17 protein-coding genes are annotated in these 17,309 nt (G+C 49.0%); 6 read left to right on the top strand and 11 right to left on the bottom strand.

The window, feature by feature from the left end; translation table 11 throughout:
* Nucleotides 1-160 precede the first annotated feature (160 nt).
* From FGI41_RS13240 to yxaF, 5 genes are all read right to left on the bottom strand, one after another.
* Entirely contained in the window at nt 161-925 is a 765-nt protein-coding gene (locus FGI41_RS13240) for a 4'-phosphopantetheinyl transferase family protein (RefSeq protein ID WP_139490680.1), read from the bottom strand.
* 156 nt (nt 926-1,081) lie between these two features.
* Complete coding sequence (floT, locus tag FGI41_RS13235; protein ID WP_139490678.1) at nt 1,082-2,656, bottom strand: flotillin lipid rafts scaffold protein FloT; 1,575 nt, start codon at nt 2,654-2,656, stop codon at nt 1,082-1,084.
* Between the two features lie 40 nt (nt 2,657-2,696).
* A complete protein-coding gene (locus FGI41_RS13230) occupies nt 2,697-3,224 on the bottom strand; it encodes an NfeD family membrane protein (RefSeq protein ID WP_139490676.1) in 528 nt (175 codons plus the stop codon).
* Nucleotides 3,225-3,481: 257 nt separating this feature from the next.
* Nucleotides 3,482-4,465, bottom strand: coding sequence for a quercetin 2,3-dioxygenase (locus FGI41_RS13225; protein WP_139490986.1), 984 nt, complete (start codon nt 4,463-4,465; stop codon nt 3,482-3,484).
* Between the two features lie 124 nt (nt 4,466-4,589).
* Nucleotides 4,590-5,165, bottom strand: a complete 576-nt coding sequence (yxaF, locus tag FGI41_RS13220) for a transcriptional regulator YxaF (RefSeq protein ID WP_139490674.1) — start codon at nt 5,163-5,165, stop codon at nt 4,590-4,592.
* Nucleotides 5,166-5,266: 101 nt separating this feature from the next.
* Here yxaF and FGI41_RS13215 point away from each other — a divergent pair, with 101 nt between their 5' ends.
* Entirely contained in the window at nt 5,267-5,704 is a 438-nt protein-coding gene (locus FGI41_RS13215) for an FAD-dependent oxidoreductase (RefSeq protein WP_255298451.1), read from the top strand.
* Between the two features lie 80 nt (nt 5,705-5,784).
* On the opposite strand, the gene FGI41_RS13210 is transcribed toward FGI41_RS13215, so the two are convergent.
* The 5 genes from FGI41_RS13210 to FGI41_RS13190 form a co-directional block, all read right to left on the bottom strand.
* On the bottom strand, nt 5,785-6,237 hold the full coding sequence (locus tag FGI41_RS13210) for a FixH family protein (RefSeq protein ID WP_255298467.1): 453 nt from the start codon (nt 6,235-6,237) through the stop codon (nt 5,785-5,787).
* 38 nt (nt 6,238-6,275) lie between these two features.
* The gene (locus FGI41_RS13205; protein WP_139490668.1) at nt 6,276-7,631 is read right to left on the bottom strand and encodes a PepSY-associated TM helix domain-containing protein; all 1,356 of its coding nucleotides are present in this window, start codon (nt 7,629-7,631) and stop codon (nt 6,276-6,278) included.
* A 221-nt stretch (nt 7,632-7,852) separates the two neighbouring features.
* Nucleotides 7,853-8,161, bottom strand: coding sequence for a DUF3231 family protein (locus FGI41_RS13200; RefSeq protein WP_255298450.1), 309 nt, complete (start codon nt 8,159-8,161; stop codon nt 7,853-7,855).
* Nucleotides 8,162-8,208: 47 nt separating this feature from the next.
* Nucleotides 8,209-8,811 (bottom strand): DUF3231 family protein, encoded by a 603-nt coding sequence (locus FGI41_RS13195; RefSeq protein ID WP_139490665.1) that lies wholly within the window; start codon nt 8,809-8,811, stop codon nt 8,209-8,211.
* 69 nt (nt 8,812-8,880) lie between these two features.
* Nucleotides 8,881-10,086 (bottom strand): MFS transporter, encoded by a 1,206-nt coding sequence (locus FGI41_RS13190; protein ID WP_139490663.1) that lies wholly within the window; start codon nt 10,084-10,086, stop codon nt 8,881-8,883.
* Between the two features lie 145 nt (nt 10,087-10,231).
* Here FGI41_RS13190 and FGI41_RS13185 point away from each other — a divergent pair, with 145 nt between their 5' ends.
* The 4 genes from FGI41_RS13185 (at nt 10,232) to FGI41_RS13170 (ending at nt 14,957) form a co-directional block, all read left to right on the top strand.
* A complete protein-coding gene (locus tag FGI41_RS13185; RefSeq protein ID WP_139490661.1) occupies nt 10,232-11,113 on the top strand; it encodes a LysR family transcriptional regulator in 882 nt (293 codons plus the stop codon).
* Nucleotides 11,114-11,284: 171 nt separating this feature from the next.
* Complete coding sequence (locus tag FGI41_RS13180) at nt 11,285-11,692, top strand: RidA family protein (RefSeq protein ID WP_139490659.1); 408 nt, start codon at nt 11,285-11,287, stop codon at nt 11,690-11,692.
* 118 nt (nt 11,693-11,810) lie between these two features.
* Nucleotides 11,811-13,010: an MFS transporter gene (locus FGI41_RS13175; protein WP_139490657.1), complete on the top strand. Its 1,200-nt coding sequence runs from the start codon at nt 11,811-11,813 to the stop codon at nt 13,008-13,010.
* Between the two features lie 558 nt (nt 13,011-13,568).
* Entirely contained in the window at nt 13,569-14,957 is a 1,389-nt protein-coding gene (locus tag FGI41_RS13170; RefSeq protein ID WP_438358021.1) for a pectate lyase family protein, read from the top strand.
* Between the two features lie 127 nt (nt 14,958-15,084).
* Here the strand turns inward: FGI41_RS13170 and FGI41_RS13165 are convergent, their stop codons facing one another.
* The gene (locus FGI41_RS13165) at nt 15,085-15,630 is read right to left on the bottom strand and encodes a cupin domain-containing protein (RefSeq protein WP_139490654.1); all 546 of its coding nucleotides are present in this window, start codon (nt 15,628-15,630) and stop codon (nt 15,085-15,087) included.
* Between the two features lie 148 nt (nt 15,631-15,778).
* Here FGI41_RS13165 and FGI41_RS13160 point away from each other — a divergent pair, with 148 nt between their 5' ends.
* The gene (locus tag FGI41_RS13160; protein WP_139490652.1) at nt 15,779-16,399 is read left to right on the top strand and encodes a LysE family translocator; all 621 of its coding nucleotides are present in this window, start codon (nt 15,779-15,781) and stop codon (nt 16,397-16,399) included.
* The last annotated feature ends 910 nt before the right edge of the window (nt 16,400-17,309 follow it).

Here is a 17,309-nt window from a genome sequence, read left to right as displayed (position 1 = left end):
TTGTAGTATTACCATTTGATGTGCTTCGTCGTGCTGTTCTTGATGACTTAATAATACTATACCCCCCTACCCTATGCAATATGTATTTTCGATTTTCTTCAAAAAAAATACAACCCCTCGTCCAAAGCGGGTTGTATCTATGTATATAGAAAGCGATTTTTTACCGTGTGCCCATCGAGGCAAACTGAGCTTGGATGCGCCCGATCTGAAGCGAGGACAGCTCTGTCCGCCTAGGCGCGGCAATCGTGCAGATATAACCACCCAGCTGAAACGACACCAGCTTATACTGGGCAAAATTCGTATACTCCCCTGTGACCACACCGTCTGCCACTGTCAGCTTCTCCATCTCAAAAAGAGAAAACGGGGTCATCATACCCGTCCGGAGTATCTTGGAGAGTGCTTCCTTGGCTGTCCACAGAGTGGTCATGGCTACATCCTCACCAAGTGGCAGCTGGCTGAGCAGACGAAGCTCGGCAGGAGTCGCTTGGTCGCGGATCAGGGTGTTGCGGTCCGGATTGATCTCCTCGATGTCGATACCCAGGGGGTGTTCCTCGGGAAAAGCGACTGCACAGGCAAAATCATCGCAATGGCTCAGGCTGACCTGCACATTAGACGAGGTCGGATGACCCACGATCGGGAACTGAAACACACCCTGCCGGATCTCCACGCGGGACAGCTGGGTCTCACCGATCAGCTTAGCTGTTGCCTGCTTGGCGACATATCTGCCTAAAAGGTAGCTTTTCTGGCGGCGGGCGTGCTCATACTTCATATAGACAGCCTGCTCATTGGGATGCAGGAAGGGGTGGTGGGTATATAACCTGCGGATATCCGCATCATGGCAAAAACAAATCGCCGCTGGAAAGGTGGCATCAGAACGGATCAGACGAATCGGTTCTACATAAAGGGATGGAGTTGCGTATGTCATCAGAAAGACTCCTGTACTTGTAGGTTTGGTTGGATTGATCGTAACAGCTTTGGAAGGATTCTGTCAATTTGGAAAACAGGGAAAAGCCAGCTTGCGCTGACCGCGTGTAAGCTGGCTTTTGTGGTGTTCGCTGTCTGTTAGCTAACTCATGAAGCGTTACTCCTGATGCTCCTGATCCTTTTTCTCCATGAGAGCAGCAGCAGCCGCATTCAGATCAAATGCCGGGGCGTTGCCCTTGTTCTCTGTATCGGCACCTGTTTTCCCACCTGTTGCCTGACCGCGCTGGACAAAATTCTGGATCATCTCTGTCATATCCAGTCCGGACACGTCTTTGAGCATCTCAGGCAGTTGAGCCATCATTTTGGTCACGTTGGTGCTGAGACGGTTGACGCCGTCGCCTTGGCCGTTACCAGTATCGATGATAGTGACCTTGTCGATTGCTTTCATCGGCTCCGCCACTTTTTCAGCCAGCTCTGGGAGCATGCGGGCGACGATATCGAGGATGGCCGCCTGACCGAACATTTCATAAGCTTCTGCCAGCTTGCGCTTCCCTTCTGCTTCGGCATCAAGCTTGAGGCGGATGACGTCTGCTTCGGCTGTACCGCGTGCCTTCTCCGCATCAGCTTGCGCCACCCCAGCGAGACGTTGCTGTTCGGCTTGGGCCCGTGCTTCCGCTTCGATACGGTAGCTCAGTGCGTCGGCTTCGCGCATCCGCTTCGCTTTGTCCGCCTCGGCCTGCTGCTCGACAGCGTAGCGGTCGGCGTCGGCTTTTTTCTTCACTTCGGCATCGTATTGACGCTCGCGGCGGAGGATTTCTTTTTCTTCCAGCTCGATTTCCTTCTGCTTGCGGACGATGTCGATCTTCATTTCTTCTTCGGTTACCTTTTGCTTGGTGACGGCTTCCTGCAGCTTGTAAGCTTGGTCTGCCGATGCTTTGGCTTGGTCTTGCTCCTGCTTGAAGGCTGCGACCTTCAGCTCTTTTTCTTTTTCCGCTTCAGCGATGTTGGTCTCTTTGAGCAGTTCTGCCTTTTTGGCCTCTTCTTCGGCACGGGCCTGCTTGATGCGGGATTCCTTGTCTGCTTCGGCTTGGGAGATCATCGCGTCACGCTTGACAGCGGCGATCTGCGGGATACCGAGTGCGGCGAGATAGCCGTTTTTGTCACGGACGTCCTTGATCGTGAAGCTGACGATATTGAGTCCCATCTTTTTCAGGTCTTTGGCCGCGACAGATTGCACTTCTTGGGCAAAACGTTCGCGGTTTTTATAAATCTCTTCCACCGTCATACTGCCGAGGATCGCACGCAGGTAGCCTTCGAGAACCTCTTGGGCCTCTGCTTTGAGCGCTTCGTCTGATTTGCCCATGAACTGCTCGGCGGCCGTGGCGATATCTTCAATCGAGCCGCCCACCTTGATGATTGCGACACCGTCTGCCATCACAGGTACGCCCTGCTCGGTGTAGACCTCTGGTGTGGTCACATCCAGCTTATGGCTGAGCAGGCTGATAAAATTAGCCTGTTGAAAAATCGGTAGGATGAACGAACCGCCGCCCCGGACGATTTTCATCTTGCTGCCGGATTCATCTGTCTGTACATTTTTGGACCCTAAAAAACTCCCTGTCACGATCATCGCTTCATCAGCGCCCACGGTCTTGTAACGCGCCCAAAAAGCGATCCCCAGCACAATGAACACGGCCACGACAGCGATGACTGCAACGAATACCATAGATTCCATGTGAGTGCTCCCCCTCTACTCTTTCCCTTTTACCTGCTGCTTACGACTTGCCTGTGAACCGGTACCCCATGACGTACAGGACGTGCTCCTCCACTGTGACGACGATCACCTTCGCCCCCTCGCGAATCTCGACGCCCTCCAGACTGGCGGCGATGTGGTGGGTCGTGCCATTGATCATCGGGATGAGGACCTCCCCGTGACCTTTTGCCGGGATTGTCGTGTGTACCTCTGCGATTTTGCCGATCAGACTCTGCACCGAGTAGCCTGTCGACGTCTCTGCATCACGCATCGGTCTCACCCAGATGAAATAAGCGGCAAAAGCCATCAGTACCCCACACAAGAGTGCCAATCCAACTACAAAGCCAGTGTGAAAAGGAGTCAGATAGCGCAGAACCAGACCGCTTCCCCCGAATGCTGCAATCCCGTTGACCAGGCTGATTGGCTGTAAGACGGGCACCTGAAAATGCCCCAGCCACTCACCGTGATGGTCCCCAAACAATAGGATGATGATGGCATAAACCAGTCCGAACAGAATGCAGATCAGAAAAAGCATCTCCAGCCATCCCATGTGCTCTCCTCCTTTTTGTATTTTCCTTAATCATCCAGCTTTGCAATAAGTTATACGTATTAACAGCGGGAGCGGTTTCATGATTGGTTGACTTTTTTTGGTGGACTGAACAGAATTCCCCCGATACCTGTCGAACAAGCAGGAAAAAGGATGAATCCATCCCATGATTTATGGTGAACAGATTCATCCCAGCAGAAAAGGCGGTTTTCTTATTTAGACGGAAGCCCGTACGGACATAGACGGCTGTACCGTATTTCTTATGGAGTGACTTTGGAGACTACCTTCAAATCCAAGTTCCCGATGTTTTGCAACACCCGGTCGAACCGCAAAGGCTGTGGTTCACTTGGGAACATATAAGGCTCATACTCATCGCCCAAGGTACGGAAGAACGGCTCGAAAAGACCGGAGGCCAGCATCCCTACAACCTTGGTATAGTGTGAATCCAGACGATACGAGTGAACGGTGTTGGCAGGGACATGCAGAAAATCGCCTGGGTTCAGCCGGATCTCCTCACCGTTGGCCCACATCGTCATCTGTCCTTCCAGACAAAAGAACGTCTCGGTGTGATGCTCATGGTAGTGATCGACGATCCGTTCTCCTTTCGGCCCGTCAGAGGCAACGATAATGAATTGCCCATCGGTGTTCTTCTGGGTTGCAAGGATTCGATGGAGCTGATCACCGGTCAACAGGCGGTCCCCCTCACCTGACTCCAGTACATAAGGAACCACTTGATCAGGCAGCTTCGTCTGTTCAGCTAAGACAGCCTTACCCGCTTGTGGCCCATTCTGGGTAAACTCAACATCAGCAACCGCTGAGACCTCTGCAAAATGTTCGCTTGAAATCTCACTGCTGACATGCGGTGGGTATTCGACCTTATCATAGGGTTTCCCGATGATAGAGTACATCTGCGCGAGGTTCCCCTGTACGGAGTAGGAGACGAATCTGGTTCGATGGCTCTGCATCTGATAGCTGTGGATAGTTCCAGCCGGGATGTGCGCGTAATCGCCTGGCAATAGGAGATAGTTCTGCTCATTGAGCGAAAGCTCCAGCTTGCCGTCAAGCACGAGGATTCCTTTATGTGTATGCCGATGGACAATCGCTGGGAAAGCGTCTCCTTTTCCCCCGGAGAGCAGAATCATCTCCAGCACATCACCTGTACTCTTGGCATCTGCCATGATCGTGGCGACTTGTCTGCCGAACAGGTAACGTCTTCCCTCTCCGCTTCTCAGCAGATAAGGCATTTTTTCTTGTGGGAGCGCATTGATTACTAGGTTTGTCACTAGGGTGGCAACCCCTTTCTTTATTAATCAGATTTATATAAATAGACCAGTCTATATAATAGTATCGCAAAGGACAACCAAAAGGCTATCCTTTTTTCTCCAACAAGACCGGAATCTTTTCTGCAAGCAGCAGCAGCGGGGTTTTATCCGCATTGGTCAGGGAAAGCATAATGCCTCCACCGATCATGGTATTCATGAGCATGCCGAACTGATGTGCTTCTTCTTTGGCATAGCCGCATCGGATTAATTTATCGGCAATCGTAGTCTCCCAGCTGGTAAATGCCTTCATGCAGGCGATTCGCAGGGGTTCACTAATCAAGGCCGTCTCGCTGGCCAACAGTCCGACTGGAATTCCCTCGATGCTGTCTGGATGATCGAATTGGTTGGCTGTTTCTCTGATAAAAAGCTGGATCGCTTCGAGCGGGTCCGCGATTTGCTCCAGTGTGTCCTGCAGCTTGGCTTGAATGTACTTGCCTGTATAGGTAACGGCTTCGACGGCCAGCTCTTCCTTTCCGTTGGGGAAATAGTGATACAGGGAGCCTTTGGGTGATCCGCTCTCTTTGATGATCTGATTTAAGCCTGTGGCATGATACCCTTGCAGCTGGAACAGGCGTGAGGCCGTTTGAAGGATTTTCTCCCGCGAATCTGGTTTGGTTGTCATTACACAATCTCCCCTTGCTTTCATAACACGACTAACTAGATTAATAGTAAAAAACAAGTTTTCAAATGTCAAAACAGCAGAGTGACAGAGTAATCTTGGGGGTGTGCAGCTTAGCATTCATACTCAGCGATTTTGGCACCGCCCAGTTTGTACAAAAGCAGGAGCTGCACCAGCTGATGAAGGATGCGGTCAAGACATGGGGACCTGATCTGAGAGGTCTCGTGGAGAGAGTCGATGTCTCAACCATTGCACCGCACGCCATCCGCAGGGTCAAACCGACAGCACCATGGCAGACGACAAGGGTTACCGTGCTCGGTGATGCCATCCATGCCATGCCGCCAAGCTTTGGAGCAGGAGCCAACACCGCCTTACGAGATGCGGCGACACTTGCAGAGAAATTGATCGCTGTACACCGTAGTGAACAAAAGTTAGTGGACGCCATTGCTCAGTACGAGGATACCATGCGCGGATATGCGTATCCGATCTTGGAAATGTCGTCTGATCATGAGGTGGCCAACAGATACCAGCCAACCACATAGCCAGCATTACTAAAATTACTAAATAAAACCGACCTCTCTTTGATTACAGAGAAGTCGGTTTTCCATGTCTTAATGTGGAATTAATGGTGCTCGTGATGATGTCCACTATCTTGCTTGTTACCTAAATCAAAGCCTTCTGGTATGTCACCTACGATGAATCGCTTGGTTGGCATTACCTTAGAGCCATCTGCACTAGCTTGTACCTTCACGTAGTAGACCCCGTCTCCATCGATGGTCTTTTCTACTGTATATGTTCCGTTGCCTGCGTTACTCGCGGCCATGGTATCATGCGGGCTTGTACTGCCTTCCTTCCAGATCATAAAACGGACATCCTCCGCATCATCCACCGCACTCCCGTCTTGACGAAGAACCGCTGTGAAGATCTGGGGTTGATTCAGTACGATTGGATTTGGCACGGTAATCTCTATATCAATCGGCTTTTCTTGCCTGTATAGTTGGACCGCTTCTTGATCGACCGAACATGCCGTTAGGAATAGTCCAAAAAGAAAGATCCAAAGCAACTGTACATACATTTTCACTCGTCTATAACCGCCTCTCTGTTGTGACATGATCATGCATTCAGATATTTTTTGAAAGCGGGAACCCGTTGAATCATCAGCCAATCGATCAGGAAAACAAGGATCAGAGAAGCCCCGACCAGCGGAAAGACGATGCCAAAGATGGCCATAAGCACGACCAGGCCTTTCATTTTTCTTACTTCTGGTGCCTTCGGTGCTCCTAAGTGTCCTGTCGGCTTACGTCTCCACCACAGGATCAAACCGCTGACGACCATGCCCACGATCCCCATGCATACGAGAAGCCCCATCAGCTGATTCGGGAGTCCGTACTCCAAGCCTTTATGCACCGTAATCCCCCATGCCATCAGTTTCCCAAGCGGTTGGTAGTGATCATATCGGTAATCGGCTAAGACAGCCCCTGTGTACTGGTCAATGTGGATGGTTGCTTCGTCTTTTGCTTTCGGTGGAAAAGCAGAGATAGTATAGACGCCTTCCTCACTTTTCGGGAAAATCACCGTATAGCTCGGATGAATCTTCAATTGATTCGTAACGTCTACCACATCATCGATGGATACCGGAACATATCCCTGATGGACTTTTGAAGATGGCACATCCAGATTCTGAGCATTCCACGGAACCTCGGCGATCTCTTTGGTCTTCAACGTGCTGGTTGGTGCACTGCCAACCCAGATAGAGGGCGGATAGCCGACCCCTGCATTGGTCGTGAGGAGCTGTACCTGATTCCCCCAGAAGCCAGACCAGAGTAACCCCGTGACCGCCAGAAAAAGCACCCCAGCCGACAGCCAAAAAGCAGGAACCGCGTGCAAGTCTCTCAACATCTGTCTTCGATCACCAGTGAATCGGGGGATCAAGACACCCCGTATCTTCGCTTGCTTAGGGAACCACAGATACATTCCCGTCGCAAGTAAGATGATCGACCAGCAGGCAGCCAATTCCACGATTCGGTCTCCTGTGGTGCCTATCATCAATTCCCCATGAAACTCCTCGATCCGATCCATCAAGCGGTCTTGATCATTCAATTCACCGATGAGCTTACCCGTATACGGATTGACAAACACCGTAATGGATTCATCGTTTAGGTTGATTTTCACTTCAGCCGAACGTGTCGGCGCTTCCCCCGGACGGTATCTGGTCACCTTGGCTTCGGGGTATTGTTTCATCACTTCTTCCAGTTGCTTGGAAGCCGGTATTTTTTCCTGTTGGGCTTGGACCTCGTAATAATCATGGTACATCCACTGTTCCAACTGTGGTTTGAATAAATAAACGGCCCCCGTCACCGCCAGAATAAAAAGAAAAGGGGTAAAAATAAGTCCGGCATAGAAATGCCATCTCCATATGGTTACATAGAGAGAGGATTTCGTTTGCTTCTCCAAAGTGATCTGATTCATAATCCTAGTTGTCTCCTTAATCGGTTTAATTGATCAGCAAACTCATTATAAATGCTCCCCCTCTTAGACCGTATCACCCATTAGGGCTACTCGCTCTGTGAAATTTTTTGGATGAGTTCCCCGTGACAACCGATGTACCCATCATTTTGCATAAAAAAGCAGCCCGTCCCCATGTGAATGGAATGACAGGCTATTTTTGGTACTTAGTGTCCCACTTGTGTTCATATCTGGACCCCTGCGAGCGCCTCCCGATCCACAGTACCGGGGGGTTTTTCCATCCAACCCAGTCCAATTGCCAGTTCTGCACCATCGTCCAGGTAGGTAGCGATTTCGGTAAAGAGGCGACTATATGTTACCCCTACATCCCGGCGGGTACTTGTCGACATCGCATTTCCATAGAAGGCCATCCCGGCTGCATTCAGATATAGAATATGCTGCAGCATCAGTTTATCGGAAAAGGGAGAGACCGTGGAATCGGTGACGTCTGATTCCCATGTGGAGATGGATGAGATGTCATCGTCACGAAGCATAGAGCTGAACACTTCGATATGCTTGGATGATATATCTTTTCCGCGTTTCAGGAACGCTTTGCTTTTCCAAGTGAATTCGTCAATGTGCTTTGAAACAGATTGGTAATCTCTATAGAGTTAAGTGGACGCCGATCTCCGAACATCCCACTCATGAAGCTCTCTTTATGCACAAATTGAGTGGAATCCGGATACGGTATGTACGGTGGACGGACGTATATCCCTTTATTTAATAAGGTAGAAACAGTCTGTTCGAGCAGATTGGCTGAGGACTCAATCCGATCTTTAAACAGATGACGTACATCTTCCCGAGGACATAACGACATGGCTACCCCATAAACAGCTAATCCCAGGCTGGCCATCTGCTTTACATACTCAATAATGAGGCGGTCAGTAAAAAGCTTGGGAGCTTGGGGATCTGCCTCATCTTTGGTAAAACCATGGGGAACAGGTATCCCTTCCACATCTAATATACGCTTGATTTGGGTTGTTGTTTTTACCGATTCTTCCATGGCTGCTTGTGTAACCTTCTTAATATCTTGATCGTCACTTGTGTGTACGAAATACTCCAGTATACGTTCAGCCATCGAACTATTCATATATGCCACCCACAAGTGGGATAATTCCGAAGCCGTAAGTTTGACGTCCCTCATCGCCTACTCCCTTCCTCAATCAGTGTCTAGTGGTCTGCCTGTTCGTAGTTTCCACGAAGTGAATCCCTTTTATTCTGCGTGAAGGTGCTGCGCGACCGAAGTGGCTTTGGCCAGACGTGACACCAGTGCGAGCGCTATGAGCAAGAATGCTGTGATCATGCTGACAACTCCAATCCATCCATATGATGACCAGAACACACCAGCTGCCGTCCCCCCTATACTCGAGCCCGCGTAATAAAAGAACAGGTAGAGCGAGGAAGCCTGTGCCTTGTTGCGGAGGGCCCGTCTTCCGACCCAGCTGCTTACGATGGAATGACTTCCGAAGAATCCAAATGATACGATCGGCAAGCCTGCTATTTTGACCCCTAGATGGGTATCCAATGTCAGTAAGACGCCCGCCAGCGTAATCAGCATAGAGAGCGTAAGAGCCTTCTTCCGTCCAAATGTTTGAGCCATTTTTGCCATCCATACAGAACTGAACATTCCCACGAGAAATACGATGAAGATCCAGCCCACCAACGTCTGACTGAGTGAGTACGGCGGTGCTGTCAATACATATCCGATGTAATTAAATAAAGCCACATTGCTGCCAAGAATGAGAAACCCAATGCTATACAAGATCAATAGCCCCGGATCTTTCAGATGATCGACCATAGAGGCACACAGTTTGCCGATCTCCATCGGGCGAGGATGAAAATGCTGGGACTTCGGCAGATTGACCAAAAAGATCAGGCTGGCGATCAAACTGATAAAGCCGATCACCCCCATCGCCAAGTGCCAGTTGAACTGGTCTGTGAGCACTCCTGACATGATTCGTCCGAATACGCCGCCAAGTGAGTTGCCGCTGATGTAGAGCCCCATCGCCACACCCAGACTCGTCGGCTCCATCTCTTCTCCCAGATAGGCCATCGCGATCGAAGGAAGCCCACCCAAAGCAAATCCTTGGATCACCCGTAACAGCAGCAATGACTCAAATGTCGTACTGAATGCAGTCAGAATCGATAAGACAGAGGCGGCCAGCATGGAGATGAACATGACAGATTTGCGGCCCCATACTTCCGATAAAGAGCTGAACAACAGCATACTGACCGCCAGAGAAATCGTCGTCACGGAAAGCGGAAGACTTGCCATGGTCGGCGACACATGAAATTCTCTGGTGAATTCCTGCATCAACGGCTGTGTGCTGTACAGGATGGCAAACGTATTAAATCCAGCGGCAAAAAGAGCTAGATTCGATTTGCGAAAAGCGGATGTTCCTTGTTGGATATACCCCATGGATGAACCCTCCTCCACTTCCTTCCGTTCTGATTTTTATACTATCACCGAGAAATCATGATGTATAATTCATAGTAGTTATAGTTTCAATGCACAGAAGTAATCAATTGATTGCAAATTTTTGGTGGCAACGGAGGGTTCCTGAATGGAATGGCAACAACTCGAATACTTTCAAACCCTGGCACGTATCCAGCACGTGACCCGTGCGGCTGAGTATTTGTCCCTGTCTCAGCCAGCTCTCAGCCGTTCGATCGCCCGGCTGGAAGAAGAACTGGGCGTCCCGCTCTTTGACCGACAAGGTCGTACGATCATCCTCAACCGTTACGGCCAGCTGTTTTTGAAGCGGGTGAACCGCATACTGATGGAGTTTGACGACGCCAAGCAAGAGCTTCACGATCTGGTTCATCCTGAGTATGGGGAGGTCGCATTAGGATTTTTGCATACGCTTGGAACCGGCTTAATTCCTGATCTGCTCGGCGCTTTTCGCGGTCTGGCCCCGACGATCAGCTTTCAATTGATCCAAAATCACAGCTACTCGTTGCTGGAGCATCTGCAGGCTGGTGAGTTGGATATCTGTCTGATCGCCGAACCGACCGAGAACAGAATGCCGATTCAGTGGATTCCGCTGTGGAGCGAGGAGATTTTTGTCACCCTGCCGCTTGATCATCCATTGGCCTGCGCTGACAGCATTATGCTTTCTGACATCGCGGACGAGTCGTTCATCTTCATGAAAAAGGGCTATGCGTTGCGCGATACCACTGACCGATTGTTCCAGCAGGTCGGCATCAACCCCGCCATTACGTTTGAAGGAGAAGAGATCGCTACCGTAGCAGGGCTCGTCTCCGCTGGGCTGGGTGTGTCCCTTCTCCCGAATGTAGGATTGGACAAAAGTAAAATTGTTCAGATCAGCGTCCGCGAGCCAACATGCCAACGTGTGATCGGAATGGCATTGGTGGAGGGACGGTATTTGTCACCAGCGGCATTACGCTTCAAAGAGTTTGTGCTGAGTCATTGCGGCAAGTGCTGACGTCCCCGTCCCGCTTCGATTCCGGATGGTCGATCAGCCAAAAGATAGAGAAGTGTCGGAAATGGGCGGTAGAAGTGCCACGATGTGGTACACTGTTTTTGCTATCAATGTAAACCAGTTAGTAAATAATGACCAACAGATGGCTACGGTCAGCCGAGAGGAGATAATAAGATGAAACATACGGAACGGGCTACATTCATAAACCCCGAAACCATGCCCCCAACTTTTGGTTACACCCATGTTGTTGAAGTCCGGAACGCACGAACCATTTATGTATCCGGTCAGATTGCTCTAAACAAGGATGGCCAAGTGGTAGGTGCAGGGGATCTGGCTGTACAGACGAAACAGGTTTTTGAAAATATCAAATCCGCCTTGGACGCGGCGGGTGTCGGCTTTCATGATGTGGTGAAGTTGACCTTTTTTGTAACAGACATCTCGCAAATGGGGATTGTGCGGGAGATCCGCGACCAATACATCAATACCGTGAATCCGCCAGCCAGTTCAGCCGTTGAGGTTCGTAAGCTCATCAGGGATGACCTCTTAATTGAAGTGGAAGCAATCGCTGTCGGGAGCTTGTAGATGTCCACTATCTTACTACTACGTACATTCTTGAAATAATGAAATTACATGATACATTTATACAATGGGTGAAAGCCTTCAACAGAGATAAATGAGAAACAAGGATAGGAGTGTATTCATGTCTGTTCAAAAAGATCGCACCGCTCCCTTAGTCATGCTGATGATCAATATGTTCATCGCAATGCTGGGGATTGGTCTTATCATCCCGGTGTTACCGGAGTTTCTGAAAGAATTCAATGCAGGCGGCAGTGTAGCCGGTTATTTGATCGCTGCCTTCGGGTTGACGCAATTCATCTTTTCCCCGATCGCTGGGGAGTGGTCCGACAAGTATGGCCGCAAGATCATGATCGTCAGTGGGCTTGTCTTATTTACGATTTCGAACCTCGTGTTTGCGACCGCAACCGAAGTCTGGATGCTCTATGCGTCCCGCTTAATCGGCGGGATCGGAGCCGCATCGATGATTCCGTCGATGATGGCCTACGTCGCAGACGTGACATCCGAGGAGAAACGCGGAAAAGGCTTGGGAATGCTTGGTGCAGCCATGTCTCTTGGCTTCGTCATCGGGCCGGGTGTCGGCGGTTTCTTGGCAGAGCTCGGCTTGCGTATCCCGTTCTATGTATCTGCTCTCGTGGCTGGCATCAGCCTGATCGGTTCCTTGTTGATCCTGCCTGAATCCAGATCCAAACAAGACCGCGAAGCTTCCAAGGCTTCAACCACGAAGCGTGAGAGCATCTTCAAGCAGTTCGCACAGTCTGTGAAGGCGCCCTATTTTATTCTGCTCTTGCTGGTGTTTGCCCTGACATTCGGTCTCGCCAACTTCGAGGCTATCTTCCCTCTCTTCGTAGATGCGAAGTACGCCTATACCTCCAGAGATATCTCGATCTTGATCACGGTAGGTGCTTTGGCCGGAACGATCATCCAGGTTGCACTGATCGGCAAGCTGATCCACCAATTTGGAGAAAAGAAATTAATCAATTGGACCTTCCTGCTGTCAGCCGCCGCCCTCCTGCTGATGCTGTTGTCCGGTAACTTCTGGTACACCCTGATCCTCACCGTACTCTTCTTCACCTTCACCTCGGTGATGCGCCCAGCCATCAACACATGGCTGTCCAAAATGGCTGGGGATGAGCAAGGCTTCGTCGCCGGGATGAACAATGCGTACATGAGTCTTGGCAATATTTTCGGTCCTGCAATGGCCGGTGTCCTGTACGACGTCAATATCAACCTGCCTTACACCTTCGGGGCGGTTGTTCTGCTGGTCAGCTTTTTCCTGTCGGTAACTCGTGGACGTCAAGTGGAGCCGCGAAGTGCCGCTTGATGGTTGTCAGTTAGCCAGTAAGTTCACTATGATTGAATATGAAAAGGAGCAGTTTGCCTCGGCAGCTGCTCCTTTTCTTTTTGCGATCGGTGAGAGGATCGACGGGTCTCTGAGACCTCTACCGGGTGTGATTTTCTCCATATAAAAATAACAAATATTTATGATAAAAAATCAAAAGCTACTATTTTCCCTATTTTTTCGCGTGTCCTACGCTCTATTTTAATCGTTTTTTCCCTTGTAAAAATTCCCTGTCCCTATCTGATTTCCCGCAAAACGTAATCTGCATCAGGGTAACGCGCTGCCTTGCTCCTTTTCGTCGGTTTCTACGTGAGGCTGCCAAAAAGGGCTAGTCCATCAGCACCATTGTAAGTATTTTCCTGAGGTGCTACCTTTCTAACTGATCAACCAAGCAAGGCCTAGTGGTAACGATGAGATCCCGTATACCATAATGCTTTGTTGATTTTCCAGCTGGAATGAAAATCAGGAATATCCAAAAGGAGCTAGATTCATATGAACATACAAAAACCACTCACCAAAATCAGCGGCGTCCTCCTGTCCATGATGCTAATCTCTCCTCTCCTCGTTTCCACACCTGTACCGGCAAGTGCGGCTGGACTCAGCGACTACAACCTCACTGGCTTCTCTTACACCAATACGGGTGGCGGCAATATTCCAGAGACCGACCCCCGCTACAAAAAGGTCTATAATGCGACGGATCTGGCTGTCGCCCTGAAGCGTGGCTCAGGCGTGAAGGTAATCGAGATCATGAACGATCTGGATTTGGGCTGGAGCGAGATTCCTGCGACGGCTCAAGTCATGCCTTTTGTAGCGCACAACCCTGCTCTGACACACCCCGTTCTGAAACGAACAGGTGTCAGCAAGATTTACGTAGACAGCTTTAAAGGATTGACGATCTTTTCTCAGAACGGCGCCAAAATCAAGCATGCGGCCTTCGTCATGAAGTACAGCTCCGATGTCATCATCCGTAACCTCGAATTCGACGAGCTGTGGGAATGGGATGAGTCCACCAAAGGCAACTACGACAAAAACGACTGGGATTATATCACCGTAGAAGGTGCCAGCTCGCGGGTGTGGATTGACCATTGCACCTTCAATAAAGCCTACGACGGGCTGGTCGACGTGAAAAAAGGCAGTAACGGTGTGACGATCTCCTGGTCCGTCTTCAAAGGTGACGACGGAAGTGCGGGCAGCTGGGTCACCCAACAAATCGATGCCATGGAAGCCAATAAGTCTGCCTATCCGATGTACAACTACCTGCGAAGCACCTCGGTCGGTCTGAGCAAAGAAGATATCATCGCGATTGCTGCCGGACAGAAAAAAGGCCATCTGATCGGCGCCACCGAATTCGCTACAGATAACGCGAAACTGCAGGTGACACTGCACCACAACTATTATCGGGACATCCAAGACCGCATGCCCCGTCTGCGTGCAGGCAACGTCCATGCCTATAATATTGTGATGGACAGTACAGGTACGCGTGCTGCGAAGCAAAAGCTTACTTCTACCATGGAAAAAGCGATCTCAGGGAAAGGCTACCACTTCGGGGTCACCAGCAACGGGGCGATCTCCACTGAGGACGGGGCTGTTTTGGTTGAAAAATCGGCTATTCTTGATGTGGCATCCCCGATCCGCAACAATCAGGCCGATCCAGCCGATGCAAGCTACACAGGGAAAATCCGTGCTGTAGATACGATCTACACGCTGGATGGAACTTATTACAGAGGCAGCAGCGACACTGCTGGAAGCTCGCTCGCTCCTACTCCTGCACCGGTGAAGGCTTTCTCTTGGAACGGCTTTACATCTCTGCCTTATAGCTATACGCTGGATGATCCTGCGACGTTGAAAGACCGACTTACCGCAACGAACGGTGCGGGTGCGGGTAAACTGGTCTGGGATCGGGCGAACTGGTTGATGACGAAGTATTAATGTGATGGTTAATCCCCCTGGTTTTCTTGGATGACTGGGCGATTGGAAACAACAAAAAACTCGATTTCCCGGCAGACTGGGGACATCGAGTTTTTTTGGGTTGTATGGAGAGTTGGCTAACAGACATTTAAAAAGAAGGCGGCGTAACAGAAAATAAAATACTCGCATTTTCGCTGAATTCATTTTCCCACTTATGCTTCATGTGAGATGGTATCTTCACACTGTCGCCCGCTTCTAAAATAAATTCATCGCCGTTTAAGTAAATCTTAATTTTCCCCGCTAACATATAAGCGACCTCTTCCCCTTTATGTTCCATCAGCTTCTCAGACGAGGATGTATGTGGCGGTACATGCATAATAGCGGTAGCCAAGTTCCCAGTAAAATCTGGCGACAACAGCTCGTAAGACAAGCTTTCAACCACCATTTTTTTACGCTCGCTGGATCGGACAACCAAATCAGCCGAATTCGTTTCTTCCAGCAAAAAACTAAAGGTAGGGACATCAAGTGCTTTTGCTAACATCTTGAGCGTTTGAATCGAAGGCGTCGCTAAACCACGTTCAACCTGACTCAACATAGACGGAGTAATCTCGGCTAACTGTGCGAGTTCCTTAATACTTAGGTTTTTATTTTTTCTGTGCTTTTCAACCTTTTTACCTATATCAATATTTTCCATAGCCTAACGACCCCATTCTAATTAAATATGATTAACTTAAAGTAAATTGTAATTAACAGATAAGCTGACCCGTGTTAAACTGTAGTTATCCAAATTAAATTATATTTTATATATGGGGTTGCTACAAGTAACGGGAGGGGTGGATGGAATGAACGATTTCTTTACATTTTTGGTATTGTCCCTTTTTGTGGTGATGAGTCCCGGTATTGATATGGCTCTCATCACGAAAACGACGATTGGAACGGGAAGAAAAGCAGGTTATCAAATGGCTCTGGGGATTACAGCCGGCTCCTTGGTGCATACCTTTGCTGCTGCATTTGGCCTTTCCGCTATCCTTATGCAATCTGCGCTTGCCTTTGAGATCGTCAAGTATGTCGGTGCGCTCTATTTGATCTATCTCGGGGTATCTGCTTTTATCACACGGAAGCCGGGAACCAACGGACAGATGAAGGAGCGCCAGACTGATGAGCAACATCATGCTTTTAAACAAGGTCTGCTTTCAAACGTATTAAATCCAAAGGTTGCTATGTTTTTCTTGACGTTTTTGCCGCAATTTGTGGAGGCAGGGGCAGGTACTACACAGCAGCTGATCGTGATGGGAGCTATCTACACGATTTTGTCTGTCACTTGGTTTTTGGCATATGTATCCTTCATCAACTATCTGCGTGAATGGTTGATGTCTCCGAAAGTGCAGAGTGTGATGGATAGGGTCACTGGGGTTGTTCTTATAGGTTTTGGACTGAAATTGGCATTGGAAAAGCAGGGGTGAGTTGGGTATAGGCGGTTGGAGAGAGCAAAAATAAAAATACCACACAGAACGGCCCCTTCTGTGTGGTATTTTGGTGTTTTCGGACCAATCCGCATAGGTGTACGTATCGATAATCACCCGATCCCGGCAATACTTCCATCCTGTCCCGAAAAAATAATTCCAGATCGCTTATGTGTATCCCCTGATGGTATTTTCCACTGGTCCCTTCTCCCGAAGAAGGTTTGAATCTCAGGCAGCATGACAGCTAACACCTCTAATCTTATGTTGCGAGTTAAAATTTCATTATCCGCTCCCGAAACACGCCTAATTTCTACATTATGTTTCCAGTAGCATATAAAATTCTGAAGTTTTATTCATCATAATCTATATTATGTGGCGAGTTAATTTTATAAGCCGAAAACCTCCCGATTATGAGAATGGCTCGGCCTATGAAAATTAATGAAGTGGCAGGCTTTGAACAAGTCCCTGACAAATTGTATAAACGCTATCGTAATCATACTTTCGGTTTACTTTTTCAGGTAACCAATACCGTCCATGAGCTAACCAATTTCGGTATTGAATGGCTGCTTTATATTCACTGATAAACTTCTTTTCTTGGGGAAAATACTTTTGCCAACATTCCAATAACGACTCAATGCGAATCTTACGATCAAATTTATTGTACAGAGCCATAAAATCTGTATAGATCGGGTCCGTTCCAAAATTATCCACTTGGAGCCGGAAGTCCCCTCTTATCTTCGCTTCTACTGCAATAAGAAGAGAAAATGAATATATTATGTCGTTCTCATTTCTCGTACTGACAAAATTAATATCAACCTCACTCGGTGTCATTCCGAAAAATTCAGCAGGAGGTTCACTTCCTCTGGATAGGTTTCTTATTTGTTCTTGATAGGAACGGAGAGCTTGATCA

This window comes from Brevibacillus dissolubilis (assembly GCF_006170445.1).
GTDB lineage: Bacteria > Bacillota > Bacilli > Brevibacillales > Brevibacillaceae > Brevibacillus_B > Brevibacillus_B dissolubilis.
This window is presented reverse-complemented; position numbering and strand designations above follow the sequence as displayed.